The following is a 19,555-nucleotide window of genomic DNA, read 5'->3' on the forward strand; positions in this document are numbered from 1 at the left end:
GACGTCGCGTTGTCGCGTGGGGCGGAATCATAATCCCGCAGGGGCCGGCCTCCACCGGACGCGGGGTGTCCTGACCGGCGACGCGATCGCGCCCGCCGGCCGATCAATGGAGAGGTGACGATCATGGCTCGTATTGCAGGCGTCAACATTCCCACCGGCAAGCGCGTCGTCATCGCGCTGCAGTACATTCACGGCATCGGCGCCGCCAAGGCGCAGGAGATCTGCGAGAAGGTCGGCATCGCCGCCGAGCGTCGCGTGAACCAGCTGACCGACGCCGAGGTCCTGCAGATCCGCGAGACCATCGACCGCGACTACCTCGTCGAGGGCGACCTGCGTCGCGAAGTCTCGATGAACATCAAGCGCCTGATGGACCTCGGCTGCTATCGCGGCCTGCGTCATCGTCGCTCGCTGCCGGTCCGCGGCCAGCGCACGCACACCAACGCCCGTACCCGCAAGGGCAAGGCGAAGCCGATCGCCGGCAAAAAGAAGTGAGTTTCGGCGGGCCGGTTTTCCGGCCCGCCGTATTTTGCGCCGCCCGGTCCTCCTCGCGAGGCGGGCGGCATCCCCAGCGCCTGGCATGACGGGCGCGCCTGAAGGATGGAAGACCAGAGAATGGCCAAGGAAGCCCAACGCGTCCGTCGTCGCGAACGCAAGAACATCGTCTCCGGCGTCGCGCATGTGAACGCCTCGTTCAACAACACCATGATCACCATCACCGACGCGCAGGGCAACACGATCTCCTGGTCGTCGGCCGGCACGATGGGCTTCAAGGGCTCGCGTAAGTCGACCCCCTACGCCGCCCAGATCGCCGCCGAGGACGCCGCCCGCAAGGCTGCCGAGCACGGCATGCGCACCCTCGAGGTCGAGGTCACCGGTCCGGGTTCGGGCCGCGAGTCGGCGCTGCGCGCGCTGCAGGCCGCCGGCTTCACCGTCACCTCGATCCGCGACGTGACCCCGATCCCGCACAATGGCTGCCGGCCGCGCAAGCGCCGCCGCGTCTGAGCCAGGACCGGTTTCGAAGCGGCGCCCGCAGGGGCGGGCGCCGGTACGGGGCGGCCCGACGCCGCCATTGCATTGAAGCACCAGGAGTGCGGTCGTGATCAGCAAGAACTGGCAGGATCTGTCCAAGCCGAACAAGCTCGAAGTCAAGGTCGGGGACGACCCGAAGCGTCTGGCCACCGTGGTCGCGCGGCCGCTGGAGCGCGGCTTCGGCATGACGCTCGGCAATGCGCTGCGTCGCGTGCTGCTCTCCTCGCTCCAGGGCGCCGCGGTCACCGCCGTCCAGATCGACGGTGTCCTGCACGAGTTCTCCTCGATTCCGGGCGTCCGCGAGGACGTCACCGACATCGTCCTGAACATCAAGGCCATCGCGCTGAAGATGCAGGGTGAGGGCCCGAAGCGCATGACGCTTCGCAAGTCCGGCCCGGGCATCGTCACCGCCGGCGACATCAACACGGTCGGCGACGTGTCGGTCCTCAACCCCGACCTCGTGCTCTGCACGCTGGACGACGGGGCCGAGATCCGCATGGAGTTCACGGTCAACACCGGCAAGGGCTACGTCCCGGCCGAGCAGAACCGTCCGGAAGACGCGCCGATCGGCCTGATCCCGGTCGACAGCCTGTATTCGCCGGTCAAGAAGGTCAGCTACCGCGTCGAGAATACCCGCGAGGGCCAGAATCTCGACCGCGACATGCTCACCCTCCAGATCGAGACCAACGGCTCGGTCACTCCCGAGGACGCGCTGGCGCTGGCCGCTCGCATCCTGCAGGACCAGCTGGCCGTCTTCATCACCTTCGAGGAGCCGCGCAAGGAAGAGGCCGTCTCGACCGCGCCGCAGCTTCCGTTCAACCCGGCCCTGCTCAAGAAGGTCGACGAGCTCGAGCTGTCGGTCCGTTCGGCGAACTGCCTGAAGAACGACAACATCGTCTACATCGGCGACCTGATCCAGAAGTCCGAGGGCGAGATGCTGCGCACCCCGAACTTCGGCCGCAAGTCGCTCAACGAGATCAAGGAAGTGCTCGCCACCATGGGCCTCCATCTCGGGATGGACGTGCAGGGCTGGCCGCCGGAGAACATCGAAGAGCTGGCCAAGCGCTTCGAAGAGCACTACTGAGACCCGGCGCGGGAGGCATCCCGCGCCATTCCCCGCCCGGCGCGAGCCGGAGCATAAAGGACGGCCGTTCCGTGGCACGGCGGCCGTAAGCAACGAAGGAGCCTCATCATGCGTCACGGTTTCCGCGGCCGTCGTTTCAACCGCACCGTCGAGCATCGCCAGGCGATGTTCGCCAATCTCGCTCAGGCGCTGATCAAGCACGAGCAGATCACCACCACCCTGCCGAAGGCCAAGGACCTGCGTCCGGTCGTCGAGAAGCTGATCACGCTCGGCAAGCGCGGCGATCTGCACGCCCGCCGCCAGGCGATCGCGCAGATCAAGGATGTCGCCTTGGTCGGCAAGCTGTTCTCGGCGCTGGCCGAGCGCTACAAGGACCGCAATGGCGGCTACACCCGCATCATGAAGGCCGGCTTCCGCTTCGGTGACAACGCGCCGATGGCCGTGATCGAGTTCGTCGATCGCGACGAGGACGCCAAGGGTCAGGATTCGGGCCCGGTGCAGACGGCGGACGACGAGGCGGCCTGAGCCGCCCCGCTCCGACCCATCGTCGGATCAGATCAAAGGCGGTCCTTCGGGGCCGCCTTTTTTGCGTTCCGGAGGGCGCTTACGCTGCACCGCGACATTTGACCTCTTCCAAGATTCTGCCCAGGCCTTGTGCGGAGATTGCCCAGCAATTATGCGATTGCTGCCCCTTTGTTCGTTTTTGTCGGATTTCGTGTCATGTCTGAAAACAGCCTTCTCGATCATGCTCTCGTTCGCCTCGACGAGGCCGCGCGGCACCTGAACATCGACGCCGATGTGATCGAGAAGCTGAAATACGCTCGCGAGACCACCAAGGCCCGCCTGATGATCCGCATGGACGACGGCTCCCGCAAGTCGTTCCTCGCCTGGCGCTGCCGCTATGACGACACCCGGGGTCCGACCAAGGGCGGCATCCGCTTCCATCCGGAATCGACGGCCGACGAGGTCGAGACGCTCGCATTCTGGATGACCTTCAAATGCGCCGTGATGAACCTGCCCTATGGCGGCGGCAAGGGCGCCGTGCAGGTCGATCCCCGCGCGCTGTCGAAGACCGAGCTGGAGCGCCTGTCGCGCGCCTACATCCAGGCCTTCGCCCGCATCATCGGGCCGGATCGCGACATCCCGGCGCCTGACGTCTACACCAACTCGATGATCATGGGCTGGATGGCCGACGAGTACGGTCAGATCGTCGGCGAGACCGTGCCCGCCGTGATCACCGGCAAGCCGATCGCGCTGGGCGGCTCGCTCGGGCGCGGCGACGCGACGGCGCGCGGCGGCTACTACCTCGTGCGCAATCTCGCTTCCGAGCTCGGCCTCGGCGAGCGCATGCGGGTGGCGGTGCAGGGCTTCGGCAATGCCGGCCAGTACATCGCCCAGCTGCTGGCGGCCGATGGGCACACCATCGTCGCGGTCTCCGATTCCTCGGGCGCGGTCGCGGCCAAGGATGGGCTCGACCTCGACGCGCTGATGGCCGCCAAGGCCAAGGGCAAGTCGGTGCGCGAGACGGCGGGGCAGGGCGGCCATGTCGCGCTCTCGGCCGACGAGCTGGTCGGCGTCGATTGCGACCTGCTGGTCCCGGCCGCGCTGGAGAACATGATCCACAAGGGCAATGCCGAGACGATCAAGGCCCGCGTCGTGCTGGAGCTCGCCAACGGCCCCGTCACCTCGGAGGCCGACGCGCTTCTCGAGGCGCGCGGCGTCGTGGTGCTGCCCGACATCCTGGCGAATGCCGGTGGCGTCACCGTCTCCTATTTCGAGTGGGTGCAGAACCGCCAAGGCTTCTACTGGCCGCTGGAGGAGATCCACGAGCGTCTGCGCACCATCATGGAGCGCGAGGGCCGTGGCATCTGGGACGTCTCGCAGTCGAAGAAGATCTCCATGCGCACCGCTGCCTATGTCCACGCGCTCAGCCGCCTGGCCGAGGCGATCGAGGCGCACGGGACGCAGAACTTCTTCGCCAGCTGATCGATCGCCGATCTCGCGTACGGACATGCAAACGGGCGGGGCAGCGATGCCCCGCCCGTTTCGTTTCTCAGGCCGGGTGGGCGGCCAGTTGACCGGCAAGATCGACGATGGTGTCGAGCTGCTGGTCGAAGATGTCGGCATCGGCGCTGATACCATAGAGCCCGAAGATGAACTCGGTGGTTGGGTCGCGCTCGGCCATGCCCATCGTCCAGCCGGCGAAACGCCGCTCGATCGCGGTCGCCTGCTGCAGCAGGCGCAGATCGCCGTGCCGCGGATCAGCCATGATCCGCCCGTAGGTCTCGACGACGCTGTCGCCCTCGCCCTCGAGGATCTGGGCGAAGCCGCCCGGTGTGACCAGGAGGAAGCCGGTGATTCCGTTGAGTTCGTTCAGCCGCTGCGCGCTGGCGAGGATGCGCGGGATCTCCACGGATCGCTCGGCCTCGACGAGGCGGCTTCGACTGGCATAAACAAGTTGCGTGAGTGTCACTGAACCGTCCCTTCGGCTCGCCGTCGGAGCGAACGAATACGGAGGGCTTCAGGGCGCTCGCATACTGCCGGGTCCGTCGATCTCGGTGAAATTGACAAATGATCTGTTCGGATAAGGAAACGCCAGTGGCGCGGTTTGGTTTCAACACGGAGGCCGGCATGACCCGCGCGAGCGCGCAGTTCAAGGGCCTCGCGGCGGCTGTCCTTCTGGCCTCTTTCGGCCTCGCTCAGCCCGCCATGGCGCAGACGCGACAGGTGCCCGAAACCCGCCAGCAGGTCACGCTCTCCTTCGCCCCCGTGGTGCAGAAGACCTCGCCCGGCGTGGTCAACGTCTACGGCGTGCGCGTCGAGCGCCGGCCGCAGAATCCGTTCATGGACGATCCCTTCTTCCGCCGCTTCTTCGGCGATGGCGGCTTCGGCGTGCCGCGCGAGCAGGTGCAGCGTTCGCTCGGCTCGGGGGTGATCGTCGATGGAGGCGGGCTGGTCGTCACCAACAACCACGTCATCGAGGGCATGACCGAGGTGAAGGTGGCGCTCGCCGACAAGCGCGAATACGAGGCGACCATCGTGCTGCGCGATCCGCGCACCGATCTCGCCGTGCTGCGACTGAAGAACGCCAAGGATCTCGCCTCGGTCGAGCTCGGCGATTCGGACGAGTTGCAGATCGGCGACATCGTGCTGGCGATCGGCAACCCGTTCGGCGTCGGCCAGACGGTGACGCAGGGCATCGTCTCGGCGCTGGCGCGCACGCAGGTCGGCGTCGCCGACGCCCAGTCCTTCGTGCAGACCGACGCGGCGATCAACCCCGGCAATTCGGGCGGCGCGCTGGTCGACATGCATGGCCGCGTCGTCGGCATCAACACCGCGATCTTCTCGCGCTCCGGCGGCAGCCACGGCATCGGCTTCGCCATCCCCTCCGCCATGGTGCGCGTCGTGGTCGAGAGCGCCCGCGGCGGCGCCTCCACCGTGCGGCGGCCCTGGTTCGGCGCGCGCCTGCAGGCGCTGACGGCGGAAGTCGCCGAGGGGCTCGGGCTCGACCGGCCGGCGGGCTCGGTCGTGGCCGGCGTGGTCGAGAAGGGGCCTGCCGCCGAGGCGGGCCTGCGCCGTTCCGACGTGATCCTCGCGGTCGACGGCATGGCGGTCGATGATCCCGACAGCTTCGGCTACCGCTTCGCCACGCGCCCGATCGGCGGCACGACCGCGATCGGCATCCTGCGCGGCGGCAAGCGCATGACCCTGACCGTCAAGCTTGTCTCGGCGCCGGAGACCCGCCCGCGCGAGCCGGTGAAGCTTGGCGGCCGCTCGCCGCTTGCCGGGCTGACCGTGATGAACCTCTCGCCGGCGCTGGCCGAGGAACTCTCGCTCGATCCCTCGACCGATGGCGTCGTTGCCGGCGACATTGAGGAGGACAGCCCCGCCGCGCGCGTCGGCTTCCGCAAGGGCGACATCATCGTGGCGCTGAACGGCGAGCGGATCGCCACCTCGCGCGATCTCGAGACCGCGACGCGCGAGCGCAAGCGCGCCTGGGAGGTGACGATCTCGCGCGGCGGCCAGACCTTCACCTCCGTCTTCGGCGGGTGAGGTGAGCGACCTGTTCTCCGCGTCCGGCCTCGACAAGGCCGGGCCGCGCCCACTCGCCGACCGGCTGCGCCCGACCACGCTGGGCGAGGTCACCGGCCAGGACCATCTCACCGGCCCCGACGGCGTGCTGACGCGGCTGATCGCCTCCGGCTCGCTCGGCAACCTGATCTTCTGGGGCCCCCCCGGCACCGGCAAGACCACGGTGGCGCGGCTGCTCGCCGGCGTGACCGATCTCGGCTTCGAGCAGATCTCGGCGATCTTCTCCGGCGTCGCCGATTTGAAGAAGGCGTTCGAATCGGCGAGGGCCCGCCGGCTCGGCGGCAAGGGCACGCTGCTCTTCGTCGACGAGATCCACCGCTTCAACCGGGCACAGCAGGACGCCTTCCTCCCGGTGATGGAGGACGGCACGATCACGCTCGTCGGCGCCACCACCGAGAACCCGTCCTTCGCGCTCAATGCGGCGCTGCTGTCGCGGGCGCGCGTCCTGACCTTCAAGGCGCTGGACGAGGGCGCGCTGCTCTTCCTGCTCGGGCGGGCGGAGCTTCTGGAGAATCGCGAGCTGCCGCTGACCCCGGAGGCCAAGGCCCAGCTCGCCCGCTTCGCCGATGGCGACGGACGCGCCGCGCTGACGCTGGCCGAGGAGATCTGGCGCGCCGCCAAGCCCGGCGAGATCTTCGACGAGGCCGGTCTGGCCGAGGTGATCCAGCGCCGCGCGCCGATCTACGACAAGGCGCAGGACGGGCACTACAATCTGATCTCGGCGCTGCATAAGACGATCCGCGGCTCCGATCCCGACGCGGCGCTCTACTATTTCGCGCGCATGCTCGATGCGGGCGAGGATCCGCGCTTCCTGGCGCGGCGGCTGGTGCGCATGGCGGTGGAGGATATCGGCCTGGCCGACCCCCAGGCGCTGATCCATGCGCGGGCGGCGGCCGAGACCTATGAGCAGCTCGGCTCGCCCGAGGGCGAACTCGCCCTGGCCAATTCGGTGATCTATCTGGCGACCGCGCCGAAATCGAACGCGGCCTATGTCGCGTACAAGGCGGCGGTGGCGAGCGCCAAGCGCGGGGGCTCGCTGATGCCGCCCAAGACCATCCTCAATGCTCCCACCGGGCTGATGAAGAGCGAGGGCTACGGCGCCGACTACCATTACGATCATGATGCGCCGGACGCCTTCTCCGGCCAGGACTACTGGCCCGAGGCGCTGGGCCGGCAGCGCTTCTACGATCCGCCGGAGCGCGGCTTCGAGCGCGAGATCGGCAAGCGGCTGGAATGGTGGGAGCGGCTGCGGCAGGAGCGGCGCGGCCAGCGGGAGTGAGGCGGCGGGCGAGCTCGGTCGGCGGTCGGATTCGCGAGTCGCTTCAGACCGATCGGACCGATTCCTTCGGGAGCGATTCAAGCGCTTCGAGCGGTTTGTCCGCCGGGGCGTGAGGCAGCCCGCGCGGGCGCTGCGGCGCCGCGCGGCGCGAAATCGTTTGTCTGGCGGGCCGCCTCGCTCTATGCCCGTGCGATGGTCTCCGCATTCACGGTCTTTCTCGGCGCCGGTCTCGGCGGCGTGCTCCGGCACGGCGTCAACCTCGCATCGCTGAAATGGTTCGGGGCGGGCTTTCCGGTCGGCACGATGGCGATCAACGTCGCCGGTTCGCTGCTGATGGGGATCGTCGCGGGGTATCTCGCCTTCCGCGCCGGCGAGGGTTGGACGCAGGGCGTGCGCCTGTTCCTGGCCACCGGCGTGCTCGGGGGCTTCACCACCTTTTCGGCCTTCTCGCTCGACGCCGTCCTGCTCTGGGAGCGCGGCGCGGCCTTGCAGGCCCTGGGCTATGTCGTCGGATCCGTCGCGCTGTCGCTCGGCGGTCTGGTTGCGGGGCTCGCTCTCGTCAGGGGAATGACATGAAGACCGGCGGCAAAGGAACCGGACGGGGACCGCGCGGACCGCGCCCGGCCGGCGATGCCCCCCGCGGCAAGCGGCCGAGCCATGATGCGCGCCGGCAGGCCAAGGCCGCCGGGCGCAGGGGGCCGGAGGAGGAGGGCCGCGTCGCGCCGGCCCGCAAGCCCGCGCCCGCACGGCCGGTGCCGGCGACGCGCACCCGCGCCGAGGTGAAGGCCGAGGCGTCGGAGGTGCTCGCCACCGGCGTGCAGCAGCTCGTGGTGACGCCCGACGAGAACGAGATGCGGATCGACCGCTTCCTCGAATCGCGCTTCCCGCAGCTCTCCTTCAGCCATATCCAGCGCATCGTCCGGAAGGGCGAGCTGCGCGTCGACGGCAAGCGCGCCGACAGCAAGGACCGGCTGGTCCCCGGCCAGACCGTGCGCATCCCGCCGCTCAAGCTGGAGCAGCAGGCGCAGCGCCCGCGCTCGCCCAAGGCGGATGCGGACACGATCGGTTTCCTGCGCTCGATCACGCTCTACGAGGACGAGGACGTGCTCGTGCTCAACAAGCCGGCGGGGCTGGCGGTGCAGGGCGGCTCCGGCACCAAGAAGCATGTCGACGGTATGCTGGAGGCGCTGACCGGCAAGGACGGCCAGAAGCCGCGCCTGGTCCACCGCCTCGACAAGGACACCTCGGGCTGCCTCGTCATCGCCAAGTCGCGCTTCGCGGCGGCGACGCTGGCCAAGACCTTCCGCTCGCGCTCGGCCCGCAAGGTCTACTGGGCGCTGGTCTACCACGTGCCGCGGGTGAAGCAGGGCCGCATCTCGACTTATCTCGCCCGCGAGGAGGCCTATGACGGCGACCAGCGCATGGCGGTGGCCCAGCATGGCGAGGACGGCGCGATGCACGCCGTGACCTATTACGCCGTGGTCGAGACCGCGGCGCAGAAGCTCGCCTGGCTCTCGCTGAAGCCGGTGACCGGACGCACGCACCAGCTGCGCGCGCACGCCGCCCATATCGGCCATCCGATCGTCGGCGACCCGAAGTATTTCGACATCCAGAACTGGGAGATGCCCGGCGGCATCCAGAACAAGCTGCATCTGCTGGCGCGGCGCATCGTGCTGCCGCATCCGCGCGGCAAGGGCACGATCGACGTCAGCGCGCCGCTGCCGCCGCATATGCGCCAGTCCTGGAACCTGCTGGGATTCGAGGACGCGCCCTACGACCCGATCGTCGAGGCGCCGGACGAGTAGCGCGCTGCCCGGTCGGCGCGTCGGCGGACCTAGCGTCATGAGAACGCTTGCGGAACGGATTGTGATCTGTTCTATTCATGTTCTCGTCACCGCAGGAGGCTTTCGCATGTCGCGCCTGACCGTCTTCGCTGCCGTCCTCGCCTTGTCGTCCACCGCTGTTTGCTCCACCGCCGCGCTCGCCCAGAGCGTGTCGCGATCGGCCTCTCCCGAGGCGGTGGTCCGGCAGGCCGCCGCGCCTGCCGCCGCCGATCCGATCCCGCGCGCCGCCCGCGCCGAGGCAAGGCGCGACTGCTATGCCGAGAACATCGCCCTGACCGGCACCGATCTGCGCCAGGCGATGCGCGACTGCATGCAGGCGCGCTTTCCGGGCGTGAAGCTATATGGCAGCGACGGGCTGACCCGCGACGGCCGGCCCACCGCCGCGACCGCGCGGACGCAATGCCGCCAGGAGGCCGACCAGCGCGGGCTGGCAGGCGAGGAGCGGCGCCAAGCGCTGGTCTCCTGCTTCGGGGCCAAGCGTCCCGACCTCGCCCAGCGCGCCGAATGCCGCAAGGAGGCGCGCGGCAAGGGGCTGGCGGGAGAGGCGCTGCGCGCCGCGATCGCGGCTTGCACGCGCTCCGAGCCGGGCTGACGCTCAGCGGCCGCGGGGGGCATCCCCGTCCTCATGGCCCGCCTGCGCTTGCGGCTGTGGTGCCGCCGGCCGGTGCGGGCTAGAGCAGGGGCGGATCGTCAGGGTGTCGGGTCTGTCCCCGTCCGCGACGATCCGTGAACCGAGCCCGCAGCAGGAGGCCGGGTCGCCGTGGTCTTTCGCGGCGCCCGGGACATGCCGTCATGAAACTCGTCATCTTCGATCTCGACGGCACGCTGATCGATTCCGAGGCGATCATCCTCGGCGCGCAATATGAGACCTTCGCGCGCCTCGGGCGACCGCATCCGGGACGCGCGGCCGGGCTCGGGGTGATCGGGCTGACGCTGGACATCGCGCTGATGCGGCTAGCCGGGCTGGAGCAGCCGGATCCGCTGCTGACCGAGACCTATAAGGAGGTGTTCGGCGCAATGCGGCGGCAGGGCGAGAGCGATCCGGCGCTGGCCGAGCCGCTGTTTCCCGGCGTCGAGGCGCTGCTGTCGGGGCTCTCCGGCGCGCCCGCGACCGCGCTCGGCATCGCGACCGGCAAGTCGCGGCGCGGAGCCGACTATATCGTCGCCCGCCATGGCTGGGCCGACCTGTTCGCGACGATCCAGACCGCCGACGACGCGATCTCGAAGCCCCATCCCGAGATGATCCACCGGGCGATGCAGGCGGTCGGCGCGCGGCCGCAGGACACGCTGATGATCGGCGATTCGAGCTTCGACATGGAGATGGCGGTCGCGGCCGGCGCGACCCCTGTCGCGGTGTCCTGGGGCTTCCAGCCGGTCGCGGCGCTGCGCGCCGCCGGCGCGCGCCATGTCGTCGACAGCTGCGCGGATCTGGCGGAGTTCCTGGCCCGGCGTTGACGCGGCTCGCGGCGCGCGCCCGCGAGTGCTGGCGGTCCGGCTGGTCCGACAAGCGGTTTCGGCGGGGCGGCTCGTGGTGCGTTCCGGCCGTGCCGCCAGCCGGTTGCAGGCTGCCGGTCGGCCGGGCGGCGCGACTGCGGTATGCGTCGCGCGGCAGCGATAAGCCGTTCGCCCCGGCGTAGTGAGTGGCCGGGCAAGTGTGGTGATACGCTGTGCCCGGCGCAGGCGCGCGCCACATGTCTGGTCGGCCTATCTCTCGAAAGCCAATCTCGCGCGCATCGGACAATCTCGGGCGGTCAGCCGCTGGCGGGGGATCCCGCTCGCAACCTGTCGGCTCGCTGTCGCGCCGCGAGACTGGCCGTGCGTGCCCGCCGGCGCCTGCAGAAGGCAGCGACGCTGCGCACGGGGACGCGGCCGCACCGCCGGCCAAGCGCGAGGCTGCGCACGGGCATTGCCGAACCGACCGCCGGCGGATGCTGCGCGTGCCGGTAAGAACCCTGCAACCACGTCGACTCAGGAGCGTTTAACCTGAACATCCGTTCAGACTCTCGCGTTAACGACCTGATCAGGGGCGTGGCCGCATCGTCGCGACACAACAGGGAAACACCGGCGCAAAACAAAGCCGGACTGGGGTTGAACGATGATTGGTCATGAGCTGCGTGAATTCGTCGATCATGTGATGAGCGCCAAGATGATCGGCGACGAAGACGTCCGTTTTCTTCGCGACGAGGTCCTGGGCGATGTCGTCATGACGCGTGACACCCTCGACATCCTGATCGCGCTCGATCGTGCGGTCTGCCGGACCTCGGCGCTGTTCGCGGACTATCTGGTCGCGGCCTGCGTCGACTTCGCGGTCTGGGAGAGCCGGGTCACCGGCCATGTCGATCGCGAGACCGCCCATTGGCTGGTCGCGACGCTCTCGGCCGGCGAGGGCCCGAGCCCGCTCGCGCGGCGGATCGCCTTCGAGGTGGTGCGTGAGGCGCAGAGCTGCGACGAGGCGCTGGTCTGCTTCGCGATGAGCCGCGGCGGCGCCCGCATCGGCCACGCCAAGGCGGCGCCGGCTCCGGTCCGCATGGCGAGCTGAGCCGCCTGGCCGCCGCCGCGGGCCGTGCCGTTCCCGGAAGGCGTGCGCGCATGCCCTTCGGCCTAAGCATAAAGCCGACTTATCGCCCAGTGGACGGGCGGGCGCGGCTCCCGTACATCCGGCTGACGAGCCAGCAGCCGTTGCGGGGGTGTCGCGCATGTTCACGAAAATCCTGATCGCGAACCGGGGCGAGATCGCCTGCCGCGTCATCAAGACCGCGCGGCGCATGGGCATCGCGACGGTCGCCGTGTATTCCGACGCCGATCGCGACGCGCTCCATGTCGAAATGGCCGACGAGGCCGTCCATATCGGCGCGGCGCCGGCCGCCGAATCCTATCTCCAGATCGACAAGATCGTCGCCGCCTGTAAAGCAACCGGCGCGGAAGCGGTGCATCCGGGCTATGGCTTCCTGTCCGAGCGCGAGGCCTTCGCCCAGGCGCTCAAGGACAACGGCATCGTCTTCATCGGCCCCAATCCAGGCGCCATCGCCGCGATGGGCGACAAGATCGAATCGAAGAAGGCGGCGGCGGCCGCCAAGGTCTCGACGGTTCCCGGCTTCCTCGGCGTGATCGAGAGCCCGGAGCACGCGGTGAAGATCGCCGACGAGATCGGCTATCCCGTGATGATCAAGGCCTCGGCCGGCGGCGGCGGCAAGGGCATGCGCATCGCCCATTCGGCCGGCGAGGTGGCGGAGGGCTTCGCCCGCGCCAAGTCGGAGGCCGCGTCCTCCTTCGGCGACGATCGCGTCTTCGTCGAGAAGTTCATCGTCGACCCGCGCCATATCGAGATCCAGGTGCTGGGCGACAAGCACGGCAACGTCATCTATCTCGGCGAGCGCGAATGCTCGATCCAGCGGCGCAACCAGAAGGTGGTCGAGGAGGCGCCGTCGCCGCTGCTCGACGAGGCCACCCGCCGCAAGATGGGCGAGCAGGCCGTGGCGCTGGCCAAGGCCGTCAACTACGACAGCGCCGGCACGGTGGAATTCGTCGCCGGGCAGGACAAGTCCTTCTACTTCCTCGAGATGAACACGCGCCTGCAGGTCGAGCATCCGGTGACCGAGATGATCACCGGCATCGACCTCGTCGAGCAGATGATCCGCGTCGCCTATGGCGAGAAGCTGGCGCTGACCCAGGCCGATGTGAAGCTCGACGGCTGGGCGGTCGAATCGCGTGTCTACGCCGAGGACCCGACCCGCAATTTCCTGCCCTCGACCGGGCGGCTGGTCACCTATCGCCCGCCGCTCGAAGGGCCGGACGGCGAGGCCATGGTGCGCAATGACACCGGCGTCTTCGAGGGCGGCGAGATCTCGATCTATTACGACCCGATGATCGCCAAGCTCGTCACCCACGCCCCGACGCGCGAGGCGGCGATCGCGGCGCAGGCCCGCGCGCTCGACGCCTTCGCCATCGACGGCATCCGCCACAACATCCCCTTCGTCTCGGCGCTGATGCATCACCCGCGCTGGATCGCCGGCAACCTCTCGACCGGCTTCATCGCCGAGGAGTTCCCGGAAGGCTTCGCGCTGCCGGCGCCGTCCGGCGCGGTCGCGCAGCGCATGGCCGCCATCGCCATCGCCTGCGACCACCGCCTCAACGCCCGCAAGCGCCATGTCTCGGCGCAGATGGAGGGCTGGCGCACGGTCGAGTTCGAGCGCACGCGCATCGTCTCGCTCGGCGGCGAGCGGTTCGAGGGCGAAGTCTGCGAGCAGGGCGAGGGCATCGCGATCGGCTTCGGCGCTGGCAGCGTCGCGGTCGAAAGCGACTGGCGCCCGGGCCAGCCGGTCTGGCGCGGCACGATCGACGGCGTCGCGGTAGCGGCCCAGGTGCGCGCGATCCTGAACGGCGTCGCGCTCGGCCATGCCGGCGCCTATGCCGATGCGCATGTCTACACGCCGCGCGAGGCGGAACTCGCCGCGCTAATGCCGGAAAAGGCCGCGGCCGACACCGGCAAGGTGCTGCTCTGCCCGATGCCCGGCCTGGTCAAGGCGATCTCGGTTGCGGTCGGCCAGGAGGTGAAGGCGGGCGAACCGCTCGCCATGGTCGAGGCGATGAAGATGGAGAACGTGCTGCGCGCCGAGAAGGACGTCACCATCGCCAAGATCCTGGCGAAGGAGGGCGATTCGCTCGCGGTCGACGCCGTCATCATGGAATTCGCCTGAGGCGCGCGACCGACTGCGGCATTGACCCTCGGGCAGGGGGCGGCATGATCGGCGGATGCGTTGCCTCATGCCCGCCCTGCGGCTGCCCGTATTGCCGTTTCTCGCCTGCCTCTCGGCTATCCTGCCCGCCGCCGCACAGGCTCCGGGCCAGCCCCGGATCGAGACGCGCGACCGGAACGCCCTGACGCAATGCGTCCGCGACAATGCCGGCTCGGCCAGCGCCTGCATCGGTTCCGTCGCGATCGCCTGCGTGCGTGCGGCGCCCGGTGACCGGGCCGAAGCCGAAATCGCCTGTGCCAGGCGCGAGGAGGCGCTCTGGCGCGAGCGGATGTCGATGGCGCTGCGCGTCGTCTCGCGCGGGCTCGACGTCAGCGGCGCATCGCGCCTCGCCGCGCTCCAGTCGGGCTGGGAGGCGCATGCCCAGCAGAGCTGCGCCTTCGAGGCCGGGTTGCAGGCCCCGGCGCGCAGCGGCGGCCGGCTGGCGGGCTGCAATCTGCGCGAGGTCGCGTTGCGGGCGCTGGCTGTCGAGCGGCTCGGCGCCGGACGCCGAAGCGCGCGCGAGGCGACGCCGCCCCGGATCATCCGATGACGCGGCGCGTTCTGCGCTGAAACGCGGCGCTGCCCGCGCGGCGCCACGATCGATCGTCACAGAGATCGCGTCGGGCAAACCGCGCCACACAGATCACGCCAACACGTCGCGCGCAGAGCAGGGCGCGCGCACCGCTCAGGGAACGCATGTTCTACATTCTCTCGAAGGTCGTCTGGTTCTTCCTCTCGCCGGTCAATGCCGCGATCGTCGGCATCGTGCTGGCCTCGGGGCTGGCCTTCACCCGCTTCGCCGGCCAGGGGCGCTGGCTCGGCCTGTTCTGCGTGGTCGTGCTGGTGCTGCTCGCCTTCAGCCCGCTGCCGCGCATCCTGGTCCGGCCGCTGGAGGACCGCTTCCCGCAGCAGAGCGTCCAGGGTGGCCGGATCGACGGCATCGTGGTGCTCGGCGGGGCGATCAACGTGGCGCGCAACGACATCGTGCTGAACAATGCCGCGGCACGCATGACCAAGGCGATGGAGCTGGCGCTCGCCCATCCGGAGGCGAAGTTCGTCTTCACCGGCGGCGGCGAGAACCCGCTCTCGCCCGAACTCGGCAACGAGGCGGACGGGGCGCGCCTGCTCTACCGGTCGCTCGGCCTGCCGGAGGGGCGCCTGATCCTCGAGGACAAGTCGCGCAACACGGTGGAGAACGCGGTGTTCACGCGCCGGCTTGTCGATCCCAAGCCCGGCGAGCGCTGGGTTCTGGTGACCTCGGCCTCGCACATGCCGCGCGCGATCGGCACGTTCCGCAAGGCCGGATTCGAGATCGAGGCCTTCCCGGTCGACTATTATTCCGGCGGTGGCCCGGCCGACTATACGCGGCCCTATCGCAAGGCCGCGCGCGGGCTGGAGATCGCCGATGCCGGCTTCAAGGAATGGGTCGGGCTGGTGACCTATTATCTCGCCGGCTACAGCAGCGCGCTGTTCCCCAAGCCCTGACGGCGGGGCGTCAGCCGGCCTCGCCCGGCAGGCGCAGGCGGTAGACGCCACGGAAGTCGTCCGGGTCGACCGGACGGCCCTTGCGCAGGATGACGAGCCGACCTTCCTTCATCAGCCGGACGGCGACGCGGCGCGCCGGCTGCATCAGCGGCCCCCAGCCGTCGGGATGGGCGCCGCCGACGGCGCAGGCGGCCTCGGTCGGCGAGATGCTCGCGCCGGTGCCGCGTGCGGCCAGCAGGGCGAGGATGGCGCTCTCCAGCGCGGCGTCGCGCGGGTCCTGCGCGGGCGATTCGGCCGTCATGGCGTGTCCTGTTCGTGAGGTAGGACCGGGCCTACAGCCTCATGCCGGAAGATGCGAGCGGCATCGGAACCGAATTGGCGCCGCCACATCGCGGTGAGCACCGCCGCGGTGAAGCCGATGAAGGCGACCGGCCCAAGGAACCAGCCGAGATAGGCGAGCGCGAAGAAGAAGGCGCGCTGCCCGCGGTTGAAATGGCGCCCGGCCGAGATGTTCATCTCCACCGTCTCGTGGATGGCGCGGCTGGCTTCCTCGGCGGTATGGGCGCGGGCGGAGGGCAGGGCGCCGATCAGGATGACGCAGTAATTGAACAGCCGGTAGCTCCAGGCGAACTTGAAGAAGGCATAGCCGAAGATCACCGCCAGCCCGATCACCTTGGTTTCCCAGACGGCGCGCGTCGGCGTCTCGCCGAGCGGCAGGTCGGCGAAGATGGCGACCACCCGGTCGGCCGACTGCAGCAGCGTCAACGCGCCGCCGATGGCGATCAGCGAGGTCGAGGCGAAGAAGGCCGTGCCGTTCTGCAGGCCGTTCATCACCTGGGTGTCGACGATGCGGTTGTCGCGCGCCATCGCCTCCTGCACCCAGCGCTGGCGCCGCAGGTTCATGCGCATGTTGAGGCTGTTGGCCGCATGCGGGCCTAGCTCGACCGCGTAATGATAGCCGACCCAGGATGCCATGAAGAACACCAGGGCGACGATGTCGAGTGTTGCGAATCCGATCATGAACCCTCCGGCGCGGAGATTGGCGAGGGTGTGGGCGGGCTGCAAGCGCGATTGACGCAGCCGGCCCGAACCGCCACCTTGCGCCCCGTCCGGCCCCTTGCGCCGGCGGGGCTGGAGAGGCTGATGTCGCAGACGATCGTCAAGGGTTACAAGGCCTTGCTCGCCGAGGCGGAAGCCGTGGTCGAGACGCTCTCCGTGACGGATGCGCAGCAGCTCCTCGGCCGCGAGGACGTGGTCTTCGTCGACCTGCGCGATCCGCGCGAACTCGAGCGCGAGGGCCGCATGCCCGGCGCCTTCCATTGCCCCCGGGGCATGTTGGAGTTCTGGATCGATCCCGAGAGCCCCTATGCCAAGCCGGTGTTCCAGGACGATAAGCGCTTCGTCTTCTTCTGCGGCGGCGGCTGGCGTTCCGCGCTCGCCGCCAGGACGGCGCAGGAGATGGGCCTGAAGCCGGTCGCCCATGTCGAGGGCGGTTTCGCCGCCTGGAAGAAGGCCGGAGCGCCGATCGAGGCGCCTGCGCCGAAGAAGGCCTGACGGACAGGCCTTGCTCTCCCATATCCTGATCGTGCTGCTGGTCGGCGGCTTCCTGTTCCGCAAGCCGCTCGGCCGCCTGCTCGCGGGGCGCCTGCCGAACCGCGAGGCGCGCCAGCGCGTGCTCGGCACGATCATCGCCGGCTTCCTGCTGGTGATTGTGGTCAGGCTGGCGGCGTACCTCTGGTAAGCGGGCAGGGCGGCGACAGCGGCTCCGCCGGGGGATCGCACACCGCTCCGCTGGCGGGAGAGGTTCGCGGGCGCGACGCGTACGCGCGGGCCCGCGTGACCCTGTCTCATGGCGAAAATCGGGCCTCGGCGCTGCCTTCCGTGCATCCGTTCCATGCGTAAGGGCCGGGTTGCCTGTTTCGCGGGCATCCGGCAGGTTCCCCGCCTTGGCTCGGCATCCAGACAGGGAGGGCTGCATGGTTAACGTCACCGTCTTCATCTCCCCACGACTCGCTCGCCGCTAGGCCGGATCCGCACGCGATCCGCCTGCGGCTCCTGCGCCGCCATTTTTCTCAACCTCGATTTTTAGAAGCCGCAGGCCGCCTCGGCCGCGCTTCAGCTCAATTCGGAGCCGGTCCCGCGCGGGCCGGATGCACCATGTCGCTGTTTTCCAGAGCCGGACGGCCCGAGCCGTTCCGGGACGTCCTCGGCTTCACCTTCGCCCATTGGCGCCGCCAGCCTGGCCGCGTCGGTGCCGTCACCTTCACCGTGATGGCCGCGACCGTCGCCGACCTGTTCATGCCGCTCTATGCGGGACGCCTGGTCGACGCGGTCGCCGGCGATCGCGCCGCCGGTCTCGACGCCGCGCTGATGGCGCTTGCGGCGATGGTCGTGCTCGGCGCCGCCACCGTGTTGTTCCGCCACCTGACCTTCGTCGGGCTGACGCATATGACGCTGCGCACGATGGGCGACGTGGCACGCGAGGCCTTCGCGCGCCTCCAGCGCTTCTCGACCGACTGGCACGCGAACAATTTCGCGGGCTCGACCGTGCGCAAGATCACGCGCGGCATGTGGGCGCTCGACCTGCTGACCGACACGATCCTGCTCTCGCTGCTGCCGTCGCTGGTGATCCTGCTCGGCACCACGGCGCTGCTGGCCTGGCACTGGCCGGCGATGGGTGCGGTCGTCTTCGCCGGCGCGGTGATCTACATCGCGGTGACGGTGTCGCTGTCGCTCGGCTTCGTCGCCCCGGCGGCGCGCCTCGCCAATGCCTGGGACACAAGGCTCGGCGGCGCGCTGGCCGACGCGATCTCGTGCAGCCCCGTGGTCAAGGCGCACGGCGCCGAGGCGCGCGAGGATGCCCGGCTGGCGGGCGTGCTGGGCAAATGGGCCAAGCGCACGCGGCGGACCTGGCTGCGCGGCACCCTGTCGGGCACGACGCAGCAACTCGTGCTGCTGGCGCTGCGGGCGGCGGTGATCGGGCTGATCATCTGGCTCTGGGCGCAGGGGCGGGCGACGCCCGGCGACGTCGCCTTCGTGCTGACCAGCTATGCGGTGGTCCACGGCTATCTGCGCGATGTCGGCCAGCACGTCCACAACCTGCAGCGCTCGGTCAACGACATGGAGGAAATGGTGGCGATGCACGCTCTGCCCTTCGGCGTTGCCGACCGGCCGGGTGCGGAGCCTGTGGCGCTGACCGCCGGAGAGATCGCCTTCGACCGGGTGACCTTCCACTATGGCGGCCACGCCGAACCGCTCTACCGCGACTTCTCGCTCGCCATCCGCGCAGGCGAGAAGGTCGGCCTGGTCGGGCGCTCGGGCTCCGGCAAGACGACCTTCGTCAAGCTGGTGCAGCGGCTCTACGACGTGACCGGCGGGCGCATCCTGATCGACGGCAGCGACATCGCCGGGGTGACGCAGGCCAGCCTGCGGTCCCAGATCGCGATCGTGCAGCAGGATCCGGTGCTGTTCCACCGCTCGCTGGCGGAGAACATCGCCTATGGCCGGCCGGGCGCCAGCCTGGCGCAGATCGAGCAGGCGGCCCGTCTCGCCAATGCGCATGACTTCATCATGCGCCTGCCGAAGGGCTACGCTACGCTGGTCGGCGAACGCGGCGTCAAGCTCTCGGGCGGCGAGCGCCAGCGCGTGGCGCTGGCGCGGGCCTTCCTGGCCGATGCGCCGATCCTGATCCTGGACGAGGCGACCTCGAGCCTGGATTCGGAATCGGAGGGGCTGATCCAGCAGGCGGTCGAACGCCTGATGGAGGGCCGCACCACCATCGTCATCGCCCACCGGCTCTCCACCGTGCGGGCGATGGACCGGATCCTGGTCTTCGACCGGGGGCGGGTGGTCGAGGAGGGCAGCCATGCCGCCCTGCTCGAACGCGAGGGTGGCGCCTATCGCGCCCTGTTCGAGAAGCAGGCGGGCGAGATCGCGAAGGGGCTGGCGGCGTAAGCCGCCGGCCCCGGCCGCGAAAAATGCCGTGGCGGGAATCGCTTGGCGGCGG

21 protein-coding genes are annotated in these 19,555 nt (G+C 69.5%); 18 read left to right on the forward strand and 3 right to left on the reverse strand.

The window, feature by feature from the left end:
• Positions 1-123: 123 nt before the first annotated feature.
• The 5 genes from rpsM (at position 124) to ABE438_RS03085 (ending at position 4,099) form a co-directional block, all read left to right on the forward strand.
• Entirely contained in the window at positions 124-492 is a 369-nt protein-coding gene (rpsM, locus tag ABE438_RS03065) for a 30S ribosomal protein S13 (RefSeq protein ID WP_346501065.1), read from the forward strand.
• Positions 493-612: 120 nt separating this feature from the next.
• Complete coding sequence (gene rpsK, locus ABE438_RS03070; protein WP_346501066.1) at positions 613-1,002, forward strand: 30S ribosomal protein S11; 390 nt, start codon at positions 613-615, stop codon at positions 1,000-1,002.
• Positions 1,003-1,096: 94 nt separating this feature from the next.
• On the forward strand, positions 1,097-2,113 hold the full coding sequence (locus ABE438_RS03075) for a DNA-directed RNA polymerase subunit alpha (protein ID WP_346501067.1): 1,017 nt from the start codon (positions 1,097-1,099) through the stop codon (positions 2,111-2,113).
• A gap of 108 nt (positions 2,114-2,221) precedes the next feature.
• Positions 2,222-2,638 (forward strand): 50S ribosomal protein L17, encoded by a 417-nt coding sequence (gene rplQ / locus ABE438_RS03080; protein ID WP_346501068.1) that lies wholly within the window; start codon positions 2,222-2,224, stop codon positions 2,636-2,638.
• Positions 2,639-2,833: 195 nt separating this feature from the next.
• The gene (locus tag ABE438_RS03085) at positions 2,834-4,099 is read left to right on the forward strand and encodes a Glu/Leu/Phe/Val family dehydrogenase (RefSeq protein ID WP_346501069.1); all 1,266 of its coding nucleotides are present in this window, start codon (positions 2,834-2,836) and stop codon (positions 4,097-4,099) included.
• Between the two features lie 67 nt (positions 4,100-4,166).
• On the opposite strand, the gene ABE438_RS03090 is transcribed toward ABE438_RS03085, so the two are convergent.
• Complete coding sequence (locus ABE438_RS03090) at positions 4,167-4,586, reverse strand: BLUF domain-containing protein (RefSeq protein WP_346501070.1); 420 nt, start codon at positions 4,584-4,586, stop codon at positions 4,167-4,169.
• A 158-nt stretch (positions 4,587-4,744) separates the two neighbouring features.
• On the opposite strand from ABE438_RS03090, the gene ABE438_RS03095 reads away from it, so the two are divergent.
• The 10 genes from ABE438_RS03095 (at position 4,745) to ABE438_RS03140 (ending at position 15,549) form a co-directional block, all read left to right on the forward strand.
• Complete coding sequence (locus ABE438_RS03095) at positions 4,745-6,166, forward strand: DegQ family serine endoprotease (RefSeq protein ID WP_465248545.1); 1,422 nt, start codon at positions 4,745-4,747, stop codon at positions 6,164-6,166.
• Between the two features lies 1 nt (position 6,167).
• The gene (locus tag ABE438_RS03100) at positions 6,168-7,484 is read left to right on the forward strand and encodes a replication-associated recombination protein A (protein ID WP_346501071.1); all 1,317 of its coding nucleotides are present in this window, start codon (positions 6,168-6,170) and stop codon (positions 7,482-7,484) included.
• A 192-nt stretch (positions 7,485-7,676) separates the two neighbouring features.
• Positions 7,677-8,060 (forward strand): fluoride efflux transporter CrcB, encoded by a 384-nt coding sequence (gene crcB, locus ABE438_RS03105; RefSeq protein WP_346501072.1) that lies wholly within the window; start codon positions 7,677-7,679, stop codon positions 8,058-8,060.
• Positions 8,057-9,289, forward strand: a complete 1,233-nt coding sequence (locus ABE438_RS03110) for an RluA family pseudouridine synthase (protein WP_346501073.1) — start codon at positions 8,057-8,059, stop codon at positions 9,287-9,289. The genes crcB and ABE438_RS03110 overlap by 4 nt, the downstream gene beginning before the upstream one ends.
• A gap of 106 nt (positions 9,290-9,395) precedes the next feature.
• Positions 9,396-9,920 (forward strand): hypothetical protein, encoded by a 525-nt coding sequence (locus tag ABE438_RS03115; RefSeq protein WP_346501074.1) that lies wholly within the window; start codon positions 9,396-9,398, stop codon positions 9,918-9,920.
• Positions 9,921-10,120: 200 nt separating this feature from the next.
• Complete coding sequence (locus ABE438_RS03120) at positions 10,121-10,783, forward strand: HAD-IA family hydrolase (RefSeq protein WP_346501075.1); 663 nt, start codon at positions 10,121-10,123, stop codon at positions 10,781-10,783.
• Positions 10,784-11,462: 679 nt separating this feature from the next.
• On the forward strand, positions 11,463-11,867 hold the full coding sequence (locus ABE438_RS03125) for a hypothetical protein (RefSeq protein ID WP_346501076.1): 405 nt from the start codon (positions 11,463-11,465) through the stop codon (positions 11,865-11,867).
• Positions 11,868-12,024: 157 nt separating this feature from the next.
• Positions 12,025-14,025: an acetyl/propionyl/methylcrotonyl-CoA carboxylase subunit alpha gene (locus ABE438_RS03130; protein ID WP_346501077.1), complete on the forward strand. Its 2,001-nt coding sequence runs from the start codon at positions 12,025-12,027 to the stop codon at positions 14,023-14,025.
• A gap of 55 nt (positions 14,026-14,080) precedes the next feature.
• Positions 14,081-14,614, forward strand: a complete 534-nt coding sequence (locus ABE438_RS03135; protein ID WP_346501078.1) for a hypothetical protein — start codon at positions 14,081-14,083, stop codon at positions 14,612-14,614.
• Positions 14,615-14,760: 146 nt separating this feature from the next.
• Positions 14,761-15,549, forward strand: coding sequence for a YdcF family protein (locus ABE438_RS03140; RefSeq protein ID WP_346501079.1), 789 nt, complete (start codon positions 14,761-14,763; stop codon positions 15,547-15,549).
• Positions 15,550-15,559: 10 nt separating this feature from the next.
• Here ABE438_RS03140 and ABE438_RS03145 read toward each other — a convergent pair whose 3' ends face one another.
• Together ABE438_RS03145 and ABE438_RS03150 are read right to left on the reverse strand one after the other, a co-directional pair.
• A complete protein-coding gene (locus tag ABE438_RS03145; RefSeq protein ID WP_346501080.1) occupies positions 15,560-15,850 on the reverse strand; it encodes a DUF3253 domain-containing protein in 291 nt (96 codons plus the stop codon).
• The gene (locus ABE438_RS03150) at positions 15,847-16,569 is read right to left on the reverse strand and encodes a DUF599 domain-containing protein (protein ID WP_346501081.1); all 723 of its coding nucleotides are present in this window, start codon (positions 16,567-16,569) and stop codon (positions 15,847-15,849) included. Before ABE438_RS03150 ends, ABE438_RS03145 begins: the two co-directional genes overlap by 4 nt.
• Positions 16,570-16,692: 123 nt before the next feature.
• On the opposite strand from ABE438_RS03150, the gene ABE438_RS03155 reads away from it, so the two are divergent.
• From ABE438_RS03155 to ABE438_RS03165, 3 genes are all read left to right on the forward strand, one after another.
• Entirely contained in the window at positions 16,693-17,103 is a 411-nt protein-coding gene (locus tag ABE438_RS03155; protein WP_346501082.1) for a rhodanese-like domain-containing protein, read from the forward strand.
• A gap of 10 nt (positions 17,104-17,113) precedes the next feature.
• Entirely contained in the window at positions 17,114-17,290 is a 177-nt protein-coding gene (locus ABE438_RS03160) for a hypothetical protein (RefSeq protein ID WP_346501083.1), read from the forward strand.
• Positions 17,291-17,706: 416 nt separating this feature from the next.
• Complete coding sequence (locus tag ABE438_RS03165) at positions 17,707-19,503, forward strand: ABC transporter ATP-binding protein (protein ID WP_346501084.1); 1,797 nt, start codon at positions 17,707-17,709, stop codon at positions 19,501-19,503.
• Positions 19,504-19,555: the final 52 nt, after the last annotated feature.

The sequence above is a fragment of the Allobosea sp. TWI1241 genome, from assembly GCF_039673065.1.
Lineage (GTDB): Bacteria > Pseudomonadota > Alphaproteobacteria > Rhizobiales > Beijerinckiaceae > Allobosea.